The 20,996-nt window shown below is 35.9% G+C and carries 20 protein-coding genes; 8 read left to right on the forward strand and 12 right to left on the reverse strand.

The window, feature by feature from the left end; genetic code table 11:
* Positions 1-74: 74 nt before the first annotated feature.
* The 9 genes from LB465_RS05855 to LB465_RS05895 form a co-directional block, all read right to left on the reverse strand.
* Positions 75-3,044: a M16 family metallopeptidase gene (locus LB465_RS05855; RefSeq protein WP_224468099.1), complete on the reverse strand. Its 2,970-nt coding sequence runs from the start codon at positions 3,042-3,044 to the stop codon at positions 75-77.
* A 91-nt stretch (positions 3,045-3,135) separates the two neighbouring features.
* A complete protein-coding gene (gene sucD, locus LB465_RS05860) occupies positions 3,136-4,011 on the reverse strand; it encodes a succinate--CoA ligase subunit alpha (RefSeq protein WP_224468102.1) in 876 nt (291 codons plus the stop codon).
* 139 nt (positions 4,012-4,150) lie between these two features.
* Positions 4,151-4,546, reverse strand: a complete 396-nt coding sequence (locus LB465_RS05865) for a nuclear transport factor 2 family protein (protein ID WP_224468104.1) — start codon at positions 4,544-4,546, stop codon at positions 4,151-4,153.
* A gap of 6 nt (positions 4,547-4,552) precedes the next feature.
* Positions 4,553-5,482, reverse strand: a complete 930-nt coding sequence (locus LB465_RS05870; protein ID WP_224468108.1) for a UDP-3-O-(3-hydroxymyristoyl)glucosamine N-acyltransferase — start codon at positions 5,480-5,482, stop codon at positions 4,553-4,555.
* A 160-nt stretch (positions 5,483-5,642) separates the two neighbouring features.
* A complete protein-coding gene (efp, locus tag LB465_RS05875) occupies positions 5,643-6,209 on the reverse strand; it encodes an elongation factor P (RefSeq protein WP_224468111.1) in 567 nt (188 codons plus the stop codon).
* Positions 6,210-6,218: 9 nt separating this feature from the next.
* On the reverse strand, positions 6,219-7,004 hold the full coding sequence (gene lpxA / locus LB465_RS05880; RefSeq protein ID WP_224468114.1) for an acyl-ACP--UDP-N-acetylglucosamine O-acyltransferase: 786 nt from the start codon (positions 7,002-7,004) through the stop codon (positions 6,219-6,221).
* Positions 7,005-7,009: 5 nt separating this feature from the next.
* Entirely contained in the window at positions 7,010-8,410 is a 1,401-nt protein-coding gene (locus LB465_RS05885; RefSeq protein ID WP_224468116.1) for a bifunctional UDP-3-O-[3-hydroxymyristoyl] N-acetylglucosamine deacetylase/3-hydroxyacyl-ACP dehydratase, read from the reverse strand.
* Entirely contained in the window at positions 8,400-9,428 is a 1,029-nt protein-coding gene (lpxD, locus tag LB465_RS05890) for a UDP-3-O-(3-hydroxymyristoyl)glucosamine N-acyltransferase (RefSeq protein WP_224468118.1), read from the reverse strand. The genes LB465_RS05885 and lpxD overlap by 11 nt, the downstream gene beginning before the upstream one ends.
* A gap of 24 nt (positions 9,429-9,452) precedes the next feature.
* Positions 9,453-10,682: an HD domain-containing protein gene (locus LB465_RS05895; RefSeq protein ID WP_224468120.1), complete on the reverse strand. Its 1,230-nt coding sequence runs from the start codon at positions 10,680-10,682 to the stop codon at positions 9,453-9,455.
* 190 nt (positions 10,683-10,872) lie between these two features.
* Here LB465_RS05895 and porX point away from each other — a divergent pair, with 190 nt between their 5' ends.
* From porX to LB465_RS05925, 6 genes are all read left to right on the forward strand, one after another.
* Positions 10,873-12,423, forward strand: coding sequence for a T9SS response regulator signal transducer PorX (porX, locus tag LB465_RS05900; RefSeq protein WP_224468123.1), 1,551 nt, complete (start codon positions 10,873-10,875; stop codon positions 12,421-12,423).
* Between the two features lie 83 nt (positions 12,424-12,506).
* Positions 12,507-12,911: a tRNA (adenosine(37)-N6)-threonylcarbamoyltransferase complex ATPase subunit type 1 TsaE gene (tsaE, locus tag LB465_RS05905; protein ID WP_224468125.1), complete on the forward strand. Its 405-nt coding sequence runs from the start codon at positions 12,507-12,509 to the stop codon at positions 12,909-12,911.
* A 279-nt stretch (positions 12,912-13,190) separates the two neighbouring features.
* Positions 13,191-13,337: a hypothetical protein gene (locus LB465_RS05910; RefSeq protein ID WP_224468127.1), complete on the forward strand. Its 147-nt coding sequence runs from the start codon at positions 13,191-13,193 to the stop codon at positions 13,335-13,337.
* Positions 13,338-13,569: 232 nt separating this feature from the next.
* Positions 13,570-13,869: a hypothetical protein gene (locus tag LB465_RS05915; protein ID WP_224468130.1), complete on the forward strand. Its 300-nt coding sequence runs from the start codon at positions 13,570-13,572 to the stop codon at positions 13,867-13,869.
* Positions 13,870-13,928: 59 nt separating this feature from the next.
* The gene (locus LB465_RS05920) at positions 13,929-15,128 is read left to right on the forward strand and encodes an alanine dehydrogenase (RefSeq protein ID WP_224468133.1); all 1,200 of its coding nucleotides are present in this window, start codon (positions 13,929-13,931) and stop codon (positions 15,126-15,128) included.
* Between the two features lie 37 nt (positions 15,129-15,165).
* Positions 15,166-15,540: a hypothetical protein gene (locus LB465_RS05925; RefSeq protein ID WP_224468135.1), complete on the forward strand. Its 375-nt coding sequence runs from the start codon at positions 15,166-15,168 to the stop codon at positions 15,538-15,540.
* 71 nt (positions 15,541-15,611) lie between these two features.
* On the opposite strand, the gene bcp is transcribed toward LB465_RS05925, so the two are convergent.
* Entirely contained in the window at positions 15,612-16,067 is a 456-nt protein-coding gene (gene bcp, locus LB465_RS05930) for a thioredoxin-dependent thiol peroxidase (protein WP_224468137.1), read from the reverse strand.
* A 122-nt stretch (positions 16,068-16,189) separates the two neighbouring features.
* Here bcp and LB465_RS05935 point away from each other — a divergent pair, with 122 nt between their 5' ends.
* Positions 16,190-16,846 (forward strand): endonuclease III domain-containing protein, encoded by a 657-nt coding sequence (locus LB465_RS05935; protein ID WP_224468139.1) that lies wholly within the window; start codon positions 16,190-16,192, stop codon positions 16,844-16,846.
* Between the two features lie 160 nt (positions 16,847-17,006).
* Here the strand turns inward: LB465_RS05935 and LB465_RS05940 are convergent, their stop codons facing one another.
* Positions 17,007-17,159, reverse strand: coding sequence for a hypothetical protein (locus tag LB465_RS05940; protein ID WP_224468142.1), 153 nt, complete (start codon positions 17,157-17,159; stop codon positions 17,007-17,009).
* A gap of 59 nt (positions 17,160-17,218) precedes the next feature.
* Complete coding sequence (locus LB465_RS05945) at positions 17,219-17,803, reverse strand: RNA polymerase sigma factor (RefSeq protein WP_224468144.1); 585 nt, start codon at positions 17,801-17,803, stop codon at positions 17,219-17,221.
* 238 nt (positions 17,804-18,041) lie between these two features.
* On the opposite strand from LB465_RS05945, the gene uvrA reads away from it, so the two are divergent.
* The gene (gene uvrA / locus LB465_RS05950) at positions 18,042-20,828 is read left to right on the forward strand and encodes an excinuclease ABC subunit UvrA (RefSeq protein ID WP_224468536.1); all 2,787 of its coding nucleotides are present in this window, start codon (positions 18,042-18,044) and stop codon (positions 20,826-20,828) included.
* Positions 20,829-20,996: the final 168 nt, after the last annotated feature.

The following is a 20,996-nucleotide window of genomic DNA, read 5'->3' on the forward strand; positions in this document are numbered from 1 at the left end:
AATATAATAATACTAAACTTAGGGTATAAAAAAACCTCCTGAAATCTCAGGAGGTTTTTACTTATCTGTTTCGATTACATTTCCACCTCAACAGGCACTTCTTTCTCATAATTGAATAAGAAATCAATATCCATTTCCTGAACTTCTCCAAGTTTGGCTAAGGCATTCATATTTACTTCTTCTTTGTCACCAATCACTAATACATTATAATTCTGGCCTTTGATATTCTCATTAAAGAAAGTTTTAAGATCTGCCAGGCTCATACCCTGAATGGTTTCATACATCTCCTTACGCATATCCTTATCCAGGCCTCTTTTCTTTAAAGACTCATAGCTCCAGAAAATTGAGGTTTTAGTAATACGCTCGGCTGCAATCTTTTTAAGTGCGGCTTCTTTAGCTGCTTGAAATTGTTCTTCAGCTTCAGGCATATTGGTCATTAACTCCATCATGGCATCTACAGCCTGTGGCATTTTATTAGCCTGGGTACCAATATAGGCCATCACATAATTTGGTTTATTAACCTCTGATGCCGTCTGATAACTGGAATAAGCAGAATATGCCAGGGATTTAGATTCTCTAATTTCCTGAAAAACTATAGAAGAAAGTCCGCTACCAAAATAAGTGTTGAACAATGAAGTTGCTGCCATTTTTTCGGCATCAAAATCCTCTCCTTTGGCTAAAAACAACATCTCACTTTGCACCATATCATAATCTACAAAGTAAACATTGCCACCGGTTTCTTTTTCAGTATAAGTTTTTGCTTCAGGGTAATCCTTTAGATCACTCTGAACTTTGTAATTTTCATCTAAAGCTGCGACAGCGTTTTCTACATCTTTTCCGTAGTAAAAAATACGCTGCTTATAATTGCGCATATCTTTTAGCTTTTGAACCAGATCCTCCGGATTTTTTTCCTGAAGTTCTGAAGCGGTATAAATGTTTCTTAAGCGAGAATCCTCGCCATATTTACCGTAATTCATCAAACCATTAAAAAGAATATTGCCTTTTTGGGTTTTACCATCCTGGCGCCCTTTAAGAATTTGATCTACATATTTGTCATAAGCTTCTTCATTTACAGTTGCGTTCTCCCAAAGATGATTTAAAAGTTTCATGCCTTCAGGCAAATTTTCTTTTAATCCGCTTAAGCCAACATAGGTTCTATCGGTTCCTGAATTAACAAAATAATTAATCCCAAGTTTATAGAATTCCTGTTTAACTTCTTCCGGAGAATATTTGTCGGTTCCCAAATAGTCAAGATAACCGGCTGCCAGTGCTAGCTCCTTATCATTATCCTGCCCCATATCAAAAATGAAGTAAAGATTGAAGAGATCGTTAGTTTCATTTAAAATATAGGAAACCGGAAGTCCACTTTCAGTTTCAGATTCTTTAATTGCTTCTTTGTAATCTACAAATTGTGGTTTTAATTCAGGAGATTCCGTTTTATTAAATTCAGCTATAAAATCTGATTCTTCATCTCTGTTTAACTGAATAGGAGTAATTCCTGGATTTTCTACTTTAGCAATATTTGGGTCTTCTCCCTTTCGCTTGTAAACGGCTACGTAATTATCCTTATAATGAGCATTGGCAAAATCTACCAGTTCTTGCTTTGAAATAGTAGCAAGTTCATCCAGGAAGTTTAAGTTTTCTTCCCACTCCTGAAAATTAATAAATGCATCTAAATGGGCATAAGCTACTGCCGAAGCGTTTTCGTACTGACGAATTTGAGATAGTTTAAGGTCGTTTATAACTGCCTCTATAAGCCAGTCTTCAAAGTCTCCACTTTTTATTTTTTCAACTTCTCCAATCAATAAATCCTTCACTTCTTCTAAAGACTGGTCTGCCTTTGGCATTCCATAAAGCAGGTGAAAACCATAATCTTTATCAAAATTGGTGAAAGATGATGCCCGTTGTACTTTTTGCTGCTGATTAAGATTTAAATCTATTAAACCGGCTTGTGAATTTGCTAGAATATAGTCTATTAAAACTACTTTCTTCTGATCTTCACTACCAACACCATTGGTTCTGTAGGCTAAATAAACAGATTCTGAAGTTGGCCCGAAAACTTCTTTTTCTATGGGAGCTGCAATTGGTTCAGCTTCAGGAAAAGAAGGATGGTTTACTTCTTTTTGCTCATAACTTCCAAAGGCATCATTTACTTTTTGAATAGTGGAATCAAAATCTAAATCTCCAGATAAAATTACCGCCATATTATTAGGTACATAATACGTATTGAAGTAATCGTGTATAGCCTCCATTGAAGGGTTCTTTAAATGTTCTGATTCTCCAATGGTGGTTTGGGTACCATAAGGATGATTTGGGAAAAGACCTTCTAAAACCGCCTGATACTGCTTGCGCCCGTCGCTATCCTGACCTCGATTAAATTCTTCATAAACCGCTTCCAGTTCTGTATGGAATAATCTCAAAACCAACTCGCTAAAACGTTCACTTTCCACCGTTAACCAGCGATCAAGCTCATTAGATGGAATTTTGTTCACATATACAGTTTCTTCACTGGAGGTAAATGCGTTTGTACCTTCAGAACCAAGAGAACTTACCATTTTATCATATTCGTTAGCGATAGATAATTTAGAGGCTTCCTGAGAAACTGAATCTATTTTACGATAAATCCTTTTCTTCTCTTCCAGATCTGTAGAACTTTTATGTTCTTCGTAAAGATTTGAGATCTCTTCTAAAAGAACCTGCTCTTTTTCCCAGTCCTGAGTTCCGATTTCGCTGGTCCCTTTAAATACCATATGCTCTAAATAATGCGCAAGACCGGTATTATCTGCGGGATCGTAAGTAGAACCGGCTCTAACCGCAATAAGGGTTTGAATTTTGGGCTCTTCCTCATTTTTACTAAGGTAAACCTTGAGTCCGTTGTCTAAGGTGTAAAGACGTAAACCTGTTGGGTCGTTAGCGTAGGTTACATAATTAAAGCCTGCCTCATCTGTGTGATTTTCGGAAGCTTTTTCTTCCTTTTTATCGTTATTACAAGCCGAAGCCAAAACGAATAAAAAGGCAAATAATGGTAAATAAATTTTCTTCATACTAAATAAAAATTGGTTAAAAAACAAAAAGTTCGCTAATGTTAGACATCAGCGAACTTAAAACGTTACATTTTTATTTAGATTTTCACAATTAGCCTTTCATAACCTCGGCTACTTTTTTGCCAATTTCTGCTGGAGAATCAACAACGTGAATTCCATTTTCTTTAAGAATAGCTTTTTTGGCTTGCGCAGTATCTTCGCTTCCGCCAACAATTGCTCCGGCGTGACCCATTGTACGTCCTGCTGGTGCAGTTTCCCCTGCGATAAAACCTACAACCGGTTTTCTGTTTCCGTTTTCTTTAATCCAGGTAGCAGCATCTGCTTCTAACTGACCACCGATTTCACCAATCATTACGATACACTCGGTTTCTTCATCATTCATCAGTAATTCTACAGCTTCTTTTGTTGTAGTTCCAATAATTGGATCTCCACCAATTCCAATAGCAGTAGTAATTCCAAGACCTTGTTTTACAACCTGATCGGCAGCTTCATAAGTTAATGTACCTGATTTAGATACAATTCCTACTTTTCCTTTTTTGAAAACAAAACCTGGCATAATACCAACTTTTGCTTCTCCCGGAGTAATTACCCCCGGACAGTTAGGACCTACCAAACGGCAATCCTTATCTTGAATATAATCGTAAGCTTTTACCATATCGGCCACAGGAATACCTTCTGTAATTGTAATAATCACTTTAATTCCTGCATCGGCAGCTTCCATAATTGCATCAGCAGCGAAAGCTGGCGGCACAAAGATTATAGAAACATCTGCTCCCGTTTTTTCAACAGCATCAGAAACTGTATTGAAAACCGGTTTGTTAAGGTGTTTTTGACCTCCTTTACCCGGAGTTACACCTCCAACAACGTTGGTTCCGTATTCTATCATTTGTTCAGCGTGAAATGTACCTTCGCTACCGGTAAATCCCTGAACTATTATTTTTGAATTTTTATTGACTAAAACGCTCATAAATTTTTTGATTTTTGCGATTACAAAAGTAGGTTTTTAAATATAAAACCTAAAGTTTTTGATTGGTTTATTAGGGCTTATGTCTTAAAATTGAACTAAAGTTTTAGCTTTAAAACCATTTTAAGAATATAGTTAAGATTTAAGACCAGGGACTTTCGTCTATCTCTTCACCAAGTTGTGAGATTTGCACGCCCTTAAAGAGTTTGTCGTCTTTTAATTCCCAAATGGCCATAAAATGCGCAAGAGGCATTTCCTCATCGGGGTTTTCTATGGTTTTTACGTGATAAGTAAATTGAATAGCAATTTGATGCCCTTCTTCTACGGTTTTTTCAACTTCGGCTTTAAGCGATTCGTAGTTTTTGGCCATATCATCCCTTAAAGATAGGATTTCATTAAAATCTAACTTTTTAAGTCCGGTTGTACCATACCAGGTAAGAGCTACATTGGGATGCAAATAATTGTCTAATATATCTTTTTCCCCATTAAATAAGGAAGTATAAAATTTCTCAACAATATCTTTACTTCTTAAGCCCATAGTATTTTATTTTAATTTGTCCAGCAATTTAGGTAATTGCCTTAAGAGTGCCAATTCTTTTAATTTGGCCCTAGCTTCCATTGCCGGATTTCCGGTATAAATTTTATTAGCTTTGGTAGATTTCGTAATTCCGGCTTTTCCCATAAGTACACCGCCTTTTTCGACAGTTATTCCACTTCGCATTCCAACCTGGCCCCAAACGGTTACTTCGTCTTCAATAGTTACCGCACCGGCAATTCCTACCTGGCTCGCGATAAGACATTTTCTTCCAATTACACTATCGTGACCAACCTGGATTAAATTATCCAGTTTAGTACCTTCTTTAATGGTAGTGTCTCCGGTCACACCTTTATCTATTGTGCAGTTCGCACCAATTTCTACATTGTCTTCTATAACTACACGTCCACCAGATCTTAATTTATCAAAACCTTCCGGCCTGGTTTTATAATAAAAAGCATCACCTCCTAGAACAGTTCCGGAATGAATTATTACATTATTTCCAATCACCGCATTATCGTAGATACTCACATTAGAATGGATAAGACAATTACTACCAATTTTCACATTATTGCCGATAAAAGTATTGGGCTGAATATGTGTGCCTTCACCTATTTGAGCTGAATCTGAAATAGATTTTTCTGCTTTTTTAAAAGGCTTAAAATATTGAGTAAGTTTATTAAAATCTGAAAATGGATCTTCTGAAATTAGCAAAGCTTTCCCTTCTGGACAATCCACTTTCTTATTGATTAAAATTACAGTGGCGGCAGAATTTAAAGCTTTGTCGTAATATTTTGGATGATCTACAAAAACAATATCGCCGGGTGTCACCACGTGAATCTCGTTCATTCCCAACACCGGAAAATTAGCATCTCCAATATATTGAGCATCAATAATAGTGGCAATTTGTTGCAGCGTATGTTCTTGTGGAAATTTCATAGATTTAAATTAGTAAGAAGTTTACTGACCGATCTTATTTTCGTCAAGCTGAACTTGTTTCAGCTTCTAACATGAATATTAATTTTCATAGAGGCTAGATCCTGAAATAAATTCAGAATGACGATCTTAAAAATCTTTCAATCCACTATTCTTGAAAAAATTATTCTTTAATTCTTTCTTTATAAGTACCTTTTTCGGTTTCAATTCTAACTTTATCACCTTCATTGATAAATAACGGAACATTTACTTCAGCTCCCGTTTCAACCGTTGCCGGTTTAGTCGCATTTGTTGCGGTGTTTCCTTTAAGTCCGGGTTCAGTGTGGGTTACTTCTAAAACAACACTCGCAGGCATTTCTACGGAAAGCGGCGCATTATCTTCAGTATTGATAATTACGGTAACCACTTCACCTTCTTTTAAAAGTTTTGGTTGATCTAAAACACTTTCAACCAAACGAATTTGGGTATAATCTTCAACATTCATAAAATGATAGAATTCGCCATCATTATACAAATACTGAAACTTATGAGTTTCTACACGAACATCTTCTATCTTATGCCCGGCAGAAAAAGTATTTTCAATAACTTTTCCGGTGGTTACACTTTTAAGCTTTGTTCTAACAAAAGCAGGCCCTTTTCCTGGCTTTACGTGTAAAAATTCAGTTATCTTATAAATATCGTGGTTGTAACGAATACATAGTCCGTTTCTAATATCACTTGTACTAGCCATTATTTCGTTTTAATTAGAGCTAAAGTATCCTTTCATGATACCTCGCTGTGAGTTTTTAATGAATTCCAAAATTTCGTCTCTTTCAGCGGTTGCCTGCATTTCAGCTTCAATAATTGCAACAGCCTGAGAATTATTATAGTTTTTCTGATATAAAATTCTGTAAATATCCTGTATCTCCCGAATTTTATCGGTAGTAAACCCTCTTCGGCGTAAACCAATAGAATTAATACCAACATAAGATAAGGGTTCTCGTCCCGCTTTTACAAACGGTGGAACATCTTTTCTTACCAAAGATCCCCCGGTAACAAAAGCGTGCCTTCCTATACTACAGAACTGCTGGATAGCTGCCATTCCAGCAAGAATAACGTAATCACCAACATTTATATGACCGGCAAGTGTACTATTGTTGGAAAAGATACAATTATCTCCAACAATACAATCGTGTGCAATATGGCAATAAGCCATAATCCAACAATTTTTACCTATTACCGTTTTCATTCGGTCTGTGGTACCACGATTAATGGTTACACATTCCCTAATTGTAGTATTATCTCCAATAACCGTAATGGTATCTTCATCATCAAACTTTTTATCCTGCGGAATAGCAGAAATAACGGCTCCCGGAAAAATACTGCAATTCTTTCCAATTCGGGCACCTTCCATTATAGTTACGTTAGATCCTATCCAGGTTCCTTCGCCAATTACTACATTGTTATGGATAGTGGTAAAAGGTTCTATCACTACGTTTTTAGCAATTTTGGCTCCCGGATGTACGTAAGCTAAAGGCTGGTTCATATTTTTTATTTTGATTTTACAATTTGCGCCATAAGTACGGCTTCGGTAGCCAGTTTTCCATTTACATAAGCGTAGCCCTGCATTTGGCAAATGCCACGTCTAATAGGCGCAAGTAATTCTAATTTGAATATTAAAGTATCTCCAGGTACTACCTGTTGTTTAAATCTCACATTATCTATTTTCATAAAATAAGTAAGATAGTTTTCGGGATCGGGCACAGATTTTAAAGCAAGTATTCCACCTGTTTGGGCCATAGCCTCCACCTGAAGTACACCAGGCATTACTGGTTTCCCCGGGAAATGTCCCACGAAGAATGGCTCATTCATCGTTACGTTCTTCAAACCAATAACGCAGGTATCTGTACAGCTATAAATCTTGTCAACAAGGAGAAATGGCGATCTATGAGGCAAAATATCCATAATGTCTGTCACATCCATCAACGGCTTTTGATCATAATCTATCTTCGGAACGTTATTTCTCTTTTCAGCTTTAATTATTTTAGCTAATTTTTTGGCAAACTGGGTATTTACATAATGTCCCGGTTTGTTCGCGATTACTTTTCCGCGAATTCGAGTTCCTACTAATGCTAAATCTCCTACAACATCTAAAAGTTTATGACGCGCGGCTTCGTTAGGATAATGTAACGTTAAATTATCCAGAATTCCGTTTTGCTTTACCGAAATATCATCGCGATTAAAGGCAATGCGAAGTTTTTTAAAGGTTTCTTCGTTGATCTCTTTATCTACATAAACAATAGCATTGTTGAGATCACCTCCTTTAATTAATCCGTGATCCAATAAAGATTCAAGCTCATGTAAAAAGCTGAAAGTTCTTGCATTCGCAATTTCATCTTTAAACTCCGACAGGTGTGAAATGGTGGCGTTTTGCGTACCCAAAACTTTAGTTTCAAAGTCTACCATAGTGGTTACCTGGTATTCTTCTGCTGGCATAACAATTATTTCGCTTCCGCTTTCATCGTCGTGGTAAGTGATCACTTCCTCTACAATAAATTCTTCACGCTCAGCTTCCTGAGCAACTACTCCGGCTTTTTCCAGAGCTTCAACGAAAAATTTTGAAGAACCATCCATAATTGGAGGTTCTGATGCATTTAATTCAATTAAAATATTATCTATATCCATACCCACACAAGCGGCAAGTACGTGTTCGGAAGTTTGAATTTTAACCCCTTTTTTCTCAAGATTAGTTCCTCTTTGAGTATTTACCACATAACTAACATCTGCTTCAATTTCCGGTTCTCCTTCCAGATCTATCCTTTTAAAAACATAACCGGTATTTTCTGAAGCAGGTTTAAAAGTCATTTTAACTTTTTGACCGGTATGAAGTCCAACCCCTTCAAGAGAAATCTCCCGATCTATAGTATGTTGTTTCGCCTGTTTATAAGCCATTATTAATCTTTTTTTCTAATTGGTTTAATGTATCTATGGTTTTAGGTAAGTTTTTAAAGTGAACATAAGATTTAGCAAAATCTCCATAACCAAATGCGGGAGAACCCTGCAGTATTTCATCATCTTTCACATTTCGACCGATACCCGACTGAGCCTGAATTTTTACTCGATCTCCTATCTGCAAGTGTCCTGCTATTCCAGCCTGCCCACCAATTAGACAGTTCTTACCAATTTTGGTAGATCCTGCAATTCCGGTTTGTGCGGCGATGGCAGTATTAGATCCAATTTCAACATTATGGGCAATCTGTATCTGGTTATCAAGTTTCACTCCTTCTCTTATAATAGTAGAACCTAAAGTAGCACGATCTATTGTTGTACCGGCCCCAATATCTACATTATCTTCTATAATTACATTCCCAATTTGGGGAACTTTGGTATATTTTCCGTTTTCATCAGGACTAAAACCAAAACCATCAGCGCCAACTATTGCTCCGCTATGTAATACACAAGTACTACCAATAACTGTTTCTGAATACACTTTTACCCCTGGAAAAATTATTACATCGTTCCCGATTTTCACATTATCCCCGATGTACACATTAGGATAAATTTTTACATTATCGCCAATTTTTACGTTATCACCAATATATGCGAATGCACCTAAATAAAGATTTTCTCCAAATTTTGCTGAATCTGAAACAAAACTGGGTTGTTCAATTCCCTGCTTGTTTAATTTTATTTGGTTATAATATTCCAGTAACTTAGAAAATGCTTTGTAAGCATCCTTAACCTTTATTAAGGTAGTTGTTATTGGTTCTTCAGCTTTAAAATCACCATTTACAATGGTTATAGAAGCCTGGGTAGTATATATGTAAGAAGTATATTTTGGATTGCTTAAAAAGGTAAGAGAACCTTCTCCTCCTTCTTCAATTTTAGCTAATTCAGATACTTCGACCTCGGGATCGCCCTCAATTTTTCCGTCGAGAATCTCTGCTATTTGTGCTGCTGTAAATTTCATTCTGGCAAAAGTAAAAAAAAAGCGTTAATGTTTGGCCTTCGGGTAGCACATATAATACTTAACCACGGTTTTTGAAAGTGCTTTTAAATTCAACTGGTCTGATGCTTTGGCTACATCACTAATCTTTCCGTTCTTATGTAAGATATTTATATTATTGTTTTCACTTTTATAAGCAGTATTGGTAACTTCACCACTAAAAACAAAATAATCGGCTTCTTTTGCTGAAATATTTTCTTTCTCCTGAAGTGCTTTTCGGCGTTTTTCAAGTTTTTCTATAGAAGGTTTTTTCTTCTTAATCTTTACTTTTAACAGCTCCCGGTTTATAATCATATTGCATAAATTACTCAGCACAAAATCGTCGTGATCCTGCCATTCTTTCATTGCCGAAATAATATCATAATCGTCTAAGCGAGCAAAAATGGATAAGGTTTCCGAAGAAAAATTCTCCGGACCTATTTTATTGTATAGAAAATAAGAAAGTGCCTTACTCGCATTTAATTTCTCTCCTTTTTCAACAAGTTCTTTAGCGCGTTTTAAAACCCTGATTAAAAGTTGTTCGGCAACAAGACTGGTTTTATGCAAGTAAACCTGCCAGTACATTAACCTTCTGGCTACTAGAAATTTTTCTACTGAATAGATCCCTTTTTCCTCAATAACCAAATCATCATCAACCACATTCAACATCGTGATTAGACGTTCACTGTTAATGTTTCCTTCAGCGGCACCGGTATAAAAACTATCGCGTTTTAAATAATCAAGCCTATCCATATCCAGTTGACTCGAGATTAACTGATTTAAAAATCTTCGGTTATAGGTTCCGCGAAAAATTTGAAGTGCCAGCGTTAAACTTTGGTTAAAGTCACGGTTCATTTCTTCCATAAAAAGCAAAGAAATACTTTCGTGATCAACGCCTTCTACAATACTATGTTCCATCGCGTGAGAGAAAGGTCCGTGGCCAATATCGTGTAATAAAATGGCAATTTGCAAGGCCTCTTCTTCGGCTTCAGAAATCATAACCCCTTTATGCCGAAGTATCTGCACTGCTTTCTGCATTAAATGCACACAACCTATCGCGTGATGAAAACGGGTATGATGCGCACCGGGATAAACCAGATATGACATTCCCATTTGCGAAATTCTACGCAGCCGTTGAAAGTAAGGATGCTCAATAATACTGAAGATTCGCTCACTCGGGATGGTAATAAATCCGTAAATTGGATCGTTTAATATTTTGAGTTTATTAGTTGAAATCAAGCTTTGTAACGTATTAATTTAGAACAAAGATACATATATAGACTTGGGAAGTTTAAAAAGCAATAATTAAGTTATAAAAAACAGGGATTTCCCAATAACTCAGAAAGAAACCATTAATTAAAAAGCGACTATTAAAGTCTAAACAACATAGACGAATCAAATCTCATTTTAATGAGTAAAAATATAAGATATGAATAAGATAAAAATACTTTGGGTAGATGATGAAATAGATTTACTGAAACCGCATATTTTGTTTCTGGAGTCTAAGGATTATGAAGTTGTTACAAGCCAAAGCGGAACCGAAGCTTTAGAACAGATTGAAGAAGAGAGTTTTGATATAGTTTTCCTTGATGAAAATATGCCGGGACTTACCGGCCTGGAAACTCTTGCCGAGATGAAAGAGAAAAGAGAAAATCTTCCTGTTGTTATGATCACCAAAAGTGAGGAAGAATATATCATGGAAGAAGCCATTGGATCTAAAATAGCCGATTATTTAATAAAACCGGTAAATCCGAACCAGATTCTACTCAGTATTAAAAAGAACCTTGATCACTCCCGACTTATTTCTGAAAAAACAACTTCAAATTACCAGCAGGAATTCAGGAAGATCGCCATGGATTTGAGCCAGGTAAATACTTTCGAAGAATGGGCAGAACTTTATCAAAAATTAATTTACTGGGAACTTCAACTCGAAGGTCTGGAAGACAGCGGAATGTTCGAAATCCTGGAGTCTCAGAAGAATGAAGCCAATACCCAGTTTTGTAAATTTATAGACAAAAATTATCCTTCCTGGTTTGAAAAAGGTGCCGAGGCGCCGATTATGTCCCATACTATTTTTAAGGAAAAAGTTGTTCCGGAAATAATCAAGGAACAACCTACACTACTTGTAGTGGTAGATAATTTAAGGTACGACCAGTGGAAAGCTTTAGAACCTATAATTTCTAATTATTATAAGAAGGAAAAGGAAGAACCGTATTACAGTATTTTACCTACTGCAACGCAATATGCACGTAATGCTATGTTTTCTGGCTTGATGCCTAGTGAAATGGAAAAATTATTTCCACAATACTGGAAAAATGATACAGAGGAAGGTGGAAAAAATAATCATGAATCAGAATTTTTAAATGAGCAATTAAAAAGACTGGGTAAAAGCTTTAAACACGAGTATCATAAAATCACGAGTTTAAAGGCCGGAAGAAAGCTGGCGGAAAACTTCAAAACACAGAAAGGTAACGATCTTACGGTTGTAGTTTACAATTTTGTAGATATGCTCTCCCATTCCAAAACAGAGATGGAAGTAATTAAGGAATTAGCATCCAACGATAAGTCCTATCGATCACTAACCTACAGCTGGTTTAAGAATTCGCCGTTGCTGGATATTATTCAGCAAGCCCGTCAACTCGGATTTAAATTGATCCTTACCACAGACCACGGAACTATCAACGCTAAAAATCCTTCAAAAGTTATTGGAGATAAAAACACCAGTTTAAATCTTAGATATAAAACAGGAAAAAGTCTTACTTACGAAGAAAAAGATGTGCTGGCAGCTACAAATCCAAAGAGCATTTATTTACCTAGTATTAATATGAGTAGCTCCTTTATTTTTGCCAAAGGAGACCTTTTCTTTGCTTATCCTAATAATTACAATCATTATGTAAGTTATTACAGAAACACCTATCAACACGGCGGAGTTTCTTTAGAAGAGATGATCATTCCATTTGTAGTTATGAATCCGAAATAGGGGATTAATCCCTGATTTCTAGCAAAATATAGGGGATATTAATTTATTCCCTATCTTTGTTATGCCAAAAATCTATTTTATTAATGTCTATTACCTACAATTTAGCCCAAATTGACGAGGCTGTGCAATACATAATTAAGCACGCTAAAAGTAATGTCTTATTATTTTATGGTGAGATGGGCGCTGGCAAAACCACGCTTATAAAAGCTTTAGTTAAAGCTTTAGGTAGCGAAGATAAAGTTTCAAGCCCAACATTTTCATTGGTTAATGAATATCATACTCCCCGGGAACCAATTTATCATTTTGACTTTTACAGACTGGAAGACCCAAATGAAGCTCTGGATATAGGAATTGAAGAATATTTTAATTCTCCTGGATGGATTTTAATAGAATGGCCACAAAAAATACAGGATTTCCTGGAGGAAAATTTTCAAAAAATTGAAATTTCGACGGAAAACGAAAATACAAGAATGTTAAAGTTGTGTTAATAAAATCTAAAAACATTGCTTTTTCATTTTTAAACGCTGTGTTAGCGATTTTAAAGGTTTCAGTAAACGATTTAAAGTTAAACTTAAAAATAAAGAATAATTTCATATTTTTAACCAATAAATTTTTAGCAGTGTAAAGTAAAAACTTTTAAAAATAAGCTATTTTTTTGCTTAAAAAAAGGCGCAAAAGTACGATTAATGTATTAATTTTTAGTGTTTTATAATTCTATAGGTTTGCTTCAGTAAACAAAACGAAATAACAATCTAAACTATATTATTATGAAACTTAAAGCAGTACTTTTCTCAGTAGCAATTTTCGGAGCAAGTTTTTTTGTAACTTCAACTTCAGATAACGATACTAATAATGACCAAATTAAAGAACAAGCTGTCGACAGATCAACAATCAAAATTCCTGCTGCTGGGTAGTCTTATTGCTTTATCAATAGCATTTTCACCTTATTTATTTTATTTATATGAAATTTTCCCAAACGGCAAAGTTTGGGAAAATTCTTTTTTTATATATGAGAGTCTTTACTATGAAAATGTAATGACGGCTGCCTGGACTTATTTAGGCAAAATAGTTCCTCTTTTTTTATTATTTATTTGGTTTTTTACCTGTAAACATTGGTGGTACCATGCAATATTGATCCCAATTTCAATGTACACCTATCAATTGGTTATCAGTATTTACCAAGATGTCTATTTAAGAGTTGATCCATTGGATACAAATCAGTTAATTTATCTTGCTCCTTTCTTCATTGTAGTACTCTCAATTGTTTACCTTATTAGGATTAAAATTTTCGATAGGGTTTACGGTATAGATCTTAGTGAAATCGATGAAACCGATGTTTCTGTCTTTTCCCCAATTTCTGAAACCGACCGAAGGGAAGTAAAATCTTTCCAGGAAGAAGAAGAGTATTGGGAACCAACGCAGGAAGAATACTACACCCGACTTTAATTAATGTTATTTTTAAAAATAGTCGTAATTTCCATATTCTAAAGTTTTAGCAGTCAACTATGGGCAAACAGGTTTCGCCTTTTACCAAAGAGCAATTAATTCCGCAGGAAGAAACCCTGGAAATTTACAAAAACAAGGGACAGTTATTTATTGGCATTCCCAAGGAAACCTCTTACCAGGAAAAACGTATTTGTCTTAGTCCAGACGCCGTTGCAGCGATTACCGCGCACGGCCATCGAGTAATGATAGAGTCCGGGGCCGGTAAATGGGCTCGTTTTAGCGATAAAGATTATTCTAATGCCGGTGCCGAAATCACCAAAGACACAAAAAAAGTCTTCTCCTGCCCTACCATCCTTAAGATTGAACCACCTTCTATCGAAGAACTGGATTTAATAAATCCGCAAACAATTTTAATTTCTGCGCTTCAACTAAAAACCCAGTGCAAGGAATATTTTCAGAAATTAGCTACTAAAAGGATTACCGCGCTTGGTTTCGAATTTATCAGAGACGATGACGGGAGTTATCCCATTGTTAGAGCGCTGAGTGAAATTGCAGGAACTGCTTCTGTTTTAATTGCTTCAGAAATTATGAGCAATAACATAAACGGAAATGGTTTAATGTTTGGAAATATTAGCGGCGTCCCACCCGTTGAGGTTGTAATTCTTGGCGCAGGTACGGTTGGCGAGTTTGCCGCCAGGGCTTCATTAGGCCTGGGTGCCAGTATTAAGGTTTTTGATAGCTCATTAACCAGACTTAGAAATATTCAAACCAATCTTAATCAAACATTTTATACATCTACCATTCAGCCCAAAAATCTCGCTAAAGCGATTAAGCGTTGTGATGTTTTAATTGGTGCTGTTCGCGGTAAAAACCGATCCCCGGTGCTTATTACCGAAGATATGGTGACCAGTATGAAACGCGGCGCGGTTATTATAGATGTAAGTATAGATATGGGCGGTTGTATAGAAACCAGCGAAATCACAACGCACGATAAACCTATTTTTACCAAACACAATGTTTTACATTATTGTGTTCCAAATATTCCGTCTCGATACGCGCGTTCTTCCTCACTTTCAATCAGTAACATTTTCACGCCTTATCTTTTACACATCGCAGAAGAAGGCGGGCTCGAAAACACGTTAAGATTTGATAAAGGTTTGCGAAATGGTTTGTACTTTTACCACGGAATTTTAACTAACAAATCTATAGCCGATTGGTTTGATCTTTCTTATCGGGACATTAATTTGCTCATTTTTTAGATCAATTTAGCCAAATCGCTTCCTCAAAATTATATAAATGAAACTAATTCATAGAATTGGATATTTCTCCGTGGGCTTGTTCTTTGGAATTGTACTTTTATTTTTCTTTTTAAGTGGAAAAAAGACTTCCTGCGATTATTCTCCTGAAGCCCGTGTTTTAAAGAATATCAGGATAAAAGAGCGCAAATTTTCTCCAGAAGCATTTAGTTATTTTGAGAATAATAAATTGGATACCGCTTTAGTTTCCCAAAGCCTGGAAGATGGCGATGTAGATTTTAGCCGCAGCAATACCGATAAAAACCCCTGCAATACTTACCTGGTTACAAGCGAAGTAAATTCAGCAATCCTTGAGCTTCAAATTGAAAATTGCGACAGTACAGCTACCATTCAAAAAGCAATTTTAAAGGATTAAATTGATAAAAACAAAAGAGTTTGCCTGGGTTTTAGCCAACAGACAAACTCTTTTAATATTAAAATTCTGTTCTATTCCGAAAGGATTTGATCAGTATGCTCTTTGGTTTTCACCTTTTTGATCACTTCTTCAATTTTACCATCTTCATCGATAATAAAAGTAGTTCTGTGAATCCCTTCATACTCTTTTCCCATAAATTTCTTAGGACCCCAAACTCCATAAGCCTGGATTACCTCTTTATCTTCATCGGCTAATAGTGGAAATGGAAATTCGTATTTATTTTTAAAATTACTTTGCTTTTTTTGTGTATCTGCACTTACGCCTAAAATAGCATATCCTTTTTCCTGAAAACGTTCCCAGTTATCCCTAAGGTTACAGGCTTCAGCCGTGCAACCCGGCGTACTGGCTTTTGGGTAAAAAAACAAAACCAGTTTTTTTCCTTTAAAATCTGATAATTTTACTGTATTTCCGTCCTGATCTTCTACTGAAAATTCCGGGGCCTTGTCGCCCGCTTCTAATGTTGTCATAATTCTTATTTTTGCAATAATTAACCTCCAGGCTTTAACTGAAGGTATAAAAAATTTAATTTTAATATTTCGACATTAAGGTCGAAATTCTTAATCTCACTTATTGAGTAAATTTAAACAATATGACCAAACAAGAAAAGGTACAGTTCGTAATTGATACCTTAAATGATATTTATCCTGAAATCCCCATTCCTTTAGACCATAAAGATCCTTATACCTTATTGATTGCCGTTTTGCTTTCAGCCCAAAGTACCGATGTAAAAGTTAACCAGATCACCCCTAAACTCTTTGAAATAGCCGATAACCCGAAAGCTATGGTAAAACTATCCATAGAAGAAATTAGGGAAATAATTAAACCGGTTGGCCTTTCTCCTATGAAATCTAAAGGAATTCACGGTTTATCTGAAATCTTACTTGAGAAATATAAAGGTGAAGTTCCTGCTAGTTTTGAAGCACTGGAAGCATTACCAGCGGTTGGACATAAAACCGCGAGTGTAGTGATGGCACAGGCCTTTAATGTGCCTGCGTTTCCGGTAGATACGCATATTCACCGCTTAATGTATCGCTGGAATCTAAGTAATGGTAAAAATGTTACTCAAACAGAAAAGGACGCGAAACGCTTATTCCCAAAAGATCTTTGGAATAAACTTCATTTACAGATTATTTGGTACGGCCGACAATATTCGCCTGCAAGAGGATGGAACCTTGAAAAAGATATCATCACCAAAGAAATTGGAAGAAAAACAGTAATTAGCGAATACTATAAAAAGAAAAAGTAATAATCATTCATTAAAAAAAAGGGCTGTCTGAAAAGATCTGTTTTCGTCAAGCTGAACTTGTTTCAGCTTCTAACGTGTTTTGAATATTAATATATTAGATCCTGAAATAAATTCAGGATGACGATCTTAATTAATTTTCAGACAGCCTCTTTGATAAATACTAATTAAGAATGGTACCGAATTTAATTCCACGGCAATCAACCACTCTTAAAGCTTTTGAATAATTTAAAAGAAACTGTACAGTCTCTTTTCCGGGTTGTAAATCTTTCAACTGATCTTTTTTAGATAGTTTTTTAGTGTAAAGTTTCCTCATTAGATAATTTTTTGCGTTGGTTTCTTATTCTAACGCAATCTTTTGAGGAATATTATAGATTAATTTGTTAAAACCAAATTATGCTTTTCTATAATTTTACGAAGATTTATCAATGCGTAGCGCATTCTTCCCAAAGCAGTATTAATACTTACCCCGGTACGTTCAGAAATTTCCTTGAAACTCATATCTTTGTAGATTCTCATGGTAAGAACTTCTAACTGATCTTCCGGCAACTCTTTAATAAGCTCCTTAACATCATTCTCAATCTGATCTTTAATAATTTGAGTTTCTATGTTCAAATCAGAATCACTCAAAACCGAAAAAATATTAAAGTCTCCACTATTATCGAATTTAGGCATACGTTTATTTCTTCTAAAATGGTCTATCACCAGATTGTGTGCGATACGCATCACCCAGGGAAGAAATTTACCTTCTTCGTTATATTTCCCACGCTTAAGGGTATTGATCACTTTAATAAAGGTATCCTGAAAAATATCTTCAGATACATCACGATCATAAACCTTAGAGAAAATAAAACTGTAAATTCGGTGTTGGTGCCTGTTAATTAGCTTGCTTAGTGCATTCTCGTTTCCTTGCATGTATTCACGCACAAGAACGGCGTCAGTGATTTCAACGTTATTCATATCAGTTACTTTTGTTCAGGAGGGTTGGGGTTCCCGAGATTAGGTTATTTAGATTCTAAAAGTAACTTTATGCGATAGGCAGGTGTATTTTTAATAAAAATGAATGACCAAATATAGCAAGATAAATTTGACAATTGCAAACAAAAATTTAATTTTTTAACATTACAATAGGATTTTTAGGGCTTTTTACACTGCAGCTTATTGAGTACCTTTGCATTCCTGAACTAGAAAAATGAGCATGAATATTGATGTTGCCGAGGTAAATCCCAAGGAGAATATAATTATAAAAGGTGCAAAACTGCACAATCTTAAAAATATAAATGTAGTTATCCCAAGAAACAAGTTGGTGGTAATTACCGGCCTTTCGGGTTCCGGAAAGTCCAGTTTAGCATTTGATACACTTTATGCTGAAGGTCAGCGGCGCTATGTGGAAAGCCTTTCATCCTATGCCCGGCAGTTTTTAGGCCGATTGAATAAGCCGAAAGTTGATTATATTAAGGGAATTGCTCCAGCTATTGCCATTGAGCAAAAAGTGAATTCTACTAATCCGCGGTCTACCGTGGGAACTTCTACTGAAATTTACGATTATTTCAAACTGCTTTTTGCTCGAATTGGAAGAACCTACTCCCCTGTTTCAGGTAACGAAGTAAAACGCGATCGCGTAGCCGATGTTATAGATCACGTAAAATCTTTTGAAGAACGTGAAAAGTTATTATTGCTGGCCCCAATTCATGTTGAAGAAGGCAGGACACTTTCAGAAAAAATAAAGGTGCTGGCGCAACAAGGTTACAGCCGGATTAAAGTAAAAGATGAAGTTCTTAGGATAGACGAAGCCGATCTTGAAAAGATTAAAGCGAAAGATACTTTATTGGTGGTAGATAGAATTATCACCAAAGATGAAGAAGATTTTTATAACCGACTGGCCGATGCTACTGATGCCGCCTTTTTTGAAGGAAAAGGCGAACTATATATCGAAAATTTAAAATCGGGCAAAAAGAGGCATTTCAGCAACAAGTTTGACTTAGATGGAATTAGTTTCCTGGAACCAAATGTGCATTTGTTCAGTTTTAATAACCCTTATGGCGCATGCCCTAAATGTGAAGGCTACGGTGATGTGATTGGAATTGACGAAGATCTCGTAATCCCTAATACCGGACTTTCAATTTATGAAAACGCGGTTTTTCCCTGGCGTGGAGATAGTATGAGCTGGTACCGCGATCAATTGGTGAATAATTCGCATAAGTTCGATTTTCCTATTCATAAGCCCTGGTTTCAACTCACCGATGAGCAAAAAGATTTGGTTTGGAATGGAAATGAATATTTTGAAGGCTTAAACGATTTCTTCCAGTTTTTAGAAAGTAAAGCATATAAAATTCAGAATAGAGTGATGCTTTCTCGCTACCGCGGAAAAACACGCTGCACGACTTGTAAAGGCAAGAGGTTACGCCCCGAAGCAGAATATGTAAAAGTTGATGGCCATAGCATTACCGATCTGGTTGGAAAACCTTTAGATAAAGTGCGGGAATTTTTCGCTGATTTAAAATTAAATGAATATGATCAACAAATTGCAAAACGTCTTTTAACAGAAATCAACAACCGACTCAAATTTTTATCGGAAGTTGGTTTAGATTATCTCACTTTAAATAGAAAGTCAAACACCTTGTCCGGTGGTGAGTCACAACGAATTAACCTCGCAACTTCCCTTGGAAGCAGTCTGGTGGGTTCTATGTATATTTTAGACGAACCATCTATTGGTTTGCATCCACGCGACACAGAGCGTTTAATTGGCGTACTTAAAAATCTTCGGGATATCGGGAATACCGTAATTGTTGTGGAACACGATGAAGATATTATGAATGCCGCCGATGAAATTATTGATATTGGCCCAGAAGCAGGAACGCACGGAGGTGAAGTTGTAGCAACCGGAACGCTAAAGCAAATTTTAAAATCGAATTCCCTTACCGCACAATATTTAAATGGCAAGGAAGAAATTCCGGTTCCAAAAGAACGCAGAAAGGCTTCGGGAGAAATCAGGATTTTGGGAGCACGGGAAAATAACCTTCAGAATTTAGATGTTACAATTCCACTTAGAACTTTTACTGCAATTACCGGGGTTTCCGGAAGTGGAAAAAGTACTCTGGTTAAGAAAATACTTTATCCTGCAGTTCAGAAGAAAATTGGAGGTTATGGAGAAAAAGCCGGGCAATATACCGATATAGAAGGTGATTTTAAGAATTTAGGTAGTGTAGAATATATAAATCAAAATCCTATTGGTAGATCTTCGCGTTCCAATCCTGTAACTTATATAAAAGCTTACGATGATATAAGAAACCTGTTTTCTGATCAAAAATTATCGAATATTCGAGGTTTTAAACCAAAGCATTTCTCGTTTAATGTTGAAGGTGGGCGTTGCGAAGTTTGTAAAGGTGAAGGCGAAGTAACTATAGAAATGCAGTTTATGGCCGATGTTCACCTAGAATGTGAAGCCTGTAATGGAAAGCGTTTTCAAAAAGATGTGTTGGAAGTTCAGTTTGCCGGAAAGAATATTGACGATGTCCTGAACATGACCATAGACGATGCGACAAACTTTTTTGCAGAAAATAAGCTTGATAAGATCGTTAGAAAACTAAAACCTTTACAGGATGTAGGTTTAGGCTACGTGCAATTAGGGCAAAGCTCCTCTACCCTTTCGGGTGGGGAAGCGCAGCGAATAAAACTGGCTTCGTTCCTGGTAAAAGGCACTACCAAAGAAAAAGCTTTGTTTATTTTTGATGAACCTACAACCGGACTTCATTTTCACGATATAAAAAAGTTGCTAAAATCCTTTAATGCGCTTATTGAAAAAGGACATAGCGTGGTGGTGATAGAACACAATATGGATTTGGTAAAATGTGCCGATTATATTATTGATATTGGCCCTGGAGGCGGAGTGAACGGCGGAAATATTGTTGCAAACGGCACTCCGGAAGAAATTATTAAATCAAAAAAATCTTTTACCGCAAAGTATCTCAAAGAAAAATTATAGCTACTATTCTTTCTGAAAAAATACACGCGAAATTTCATTTCTATTGAATATTTTCTATGGAATTATTCGATTTTTAATATAAAACCTCTAAAAACAAGCTTTTTTAGAGGTTTTATATTTTTGGCACGCGGTTTGTATTTTATGTATTGATTCTAATGAGAATCATCA

Source organism: Salegentibacter lacus, assembly GCF_020164555.1.
GTDB lineage: Bacteria > Bacteroidota > Bacteroidia > Flavobacteriales > Flavobacteriaceae > Salegentibacter > Salegentibacter lacus.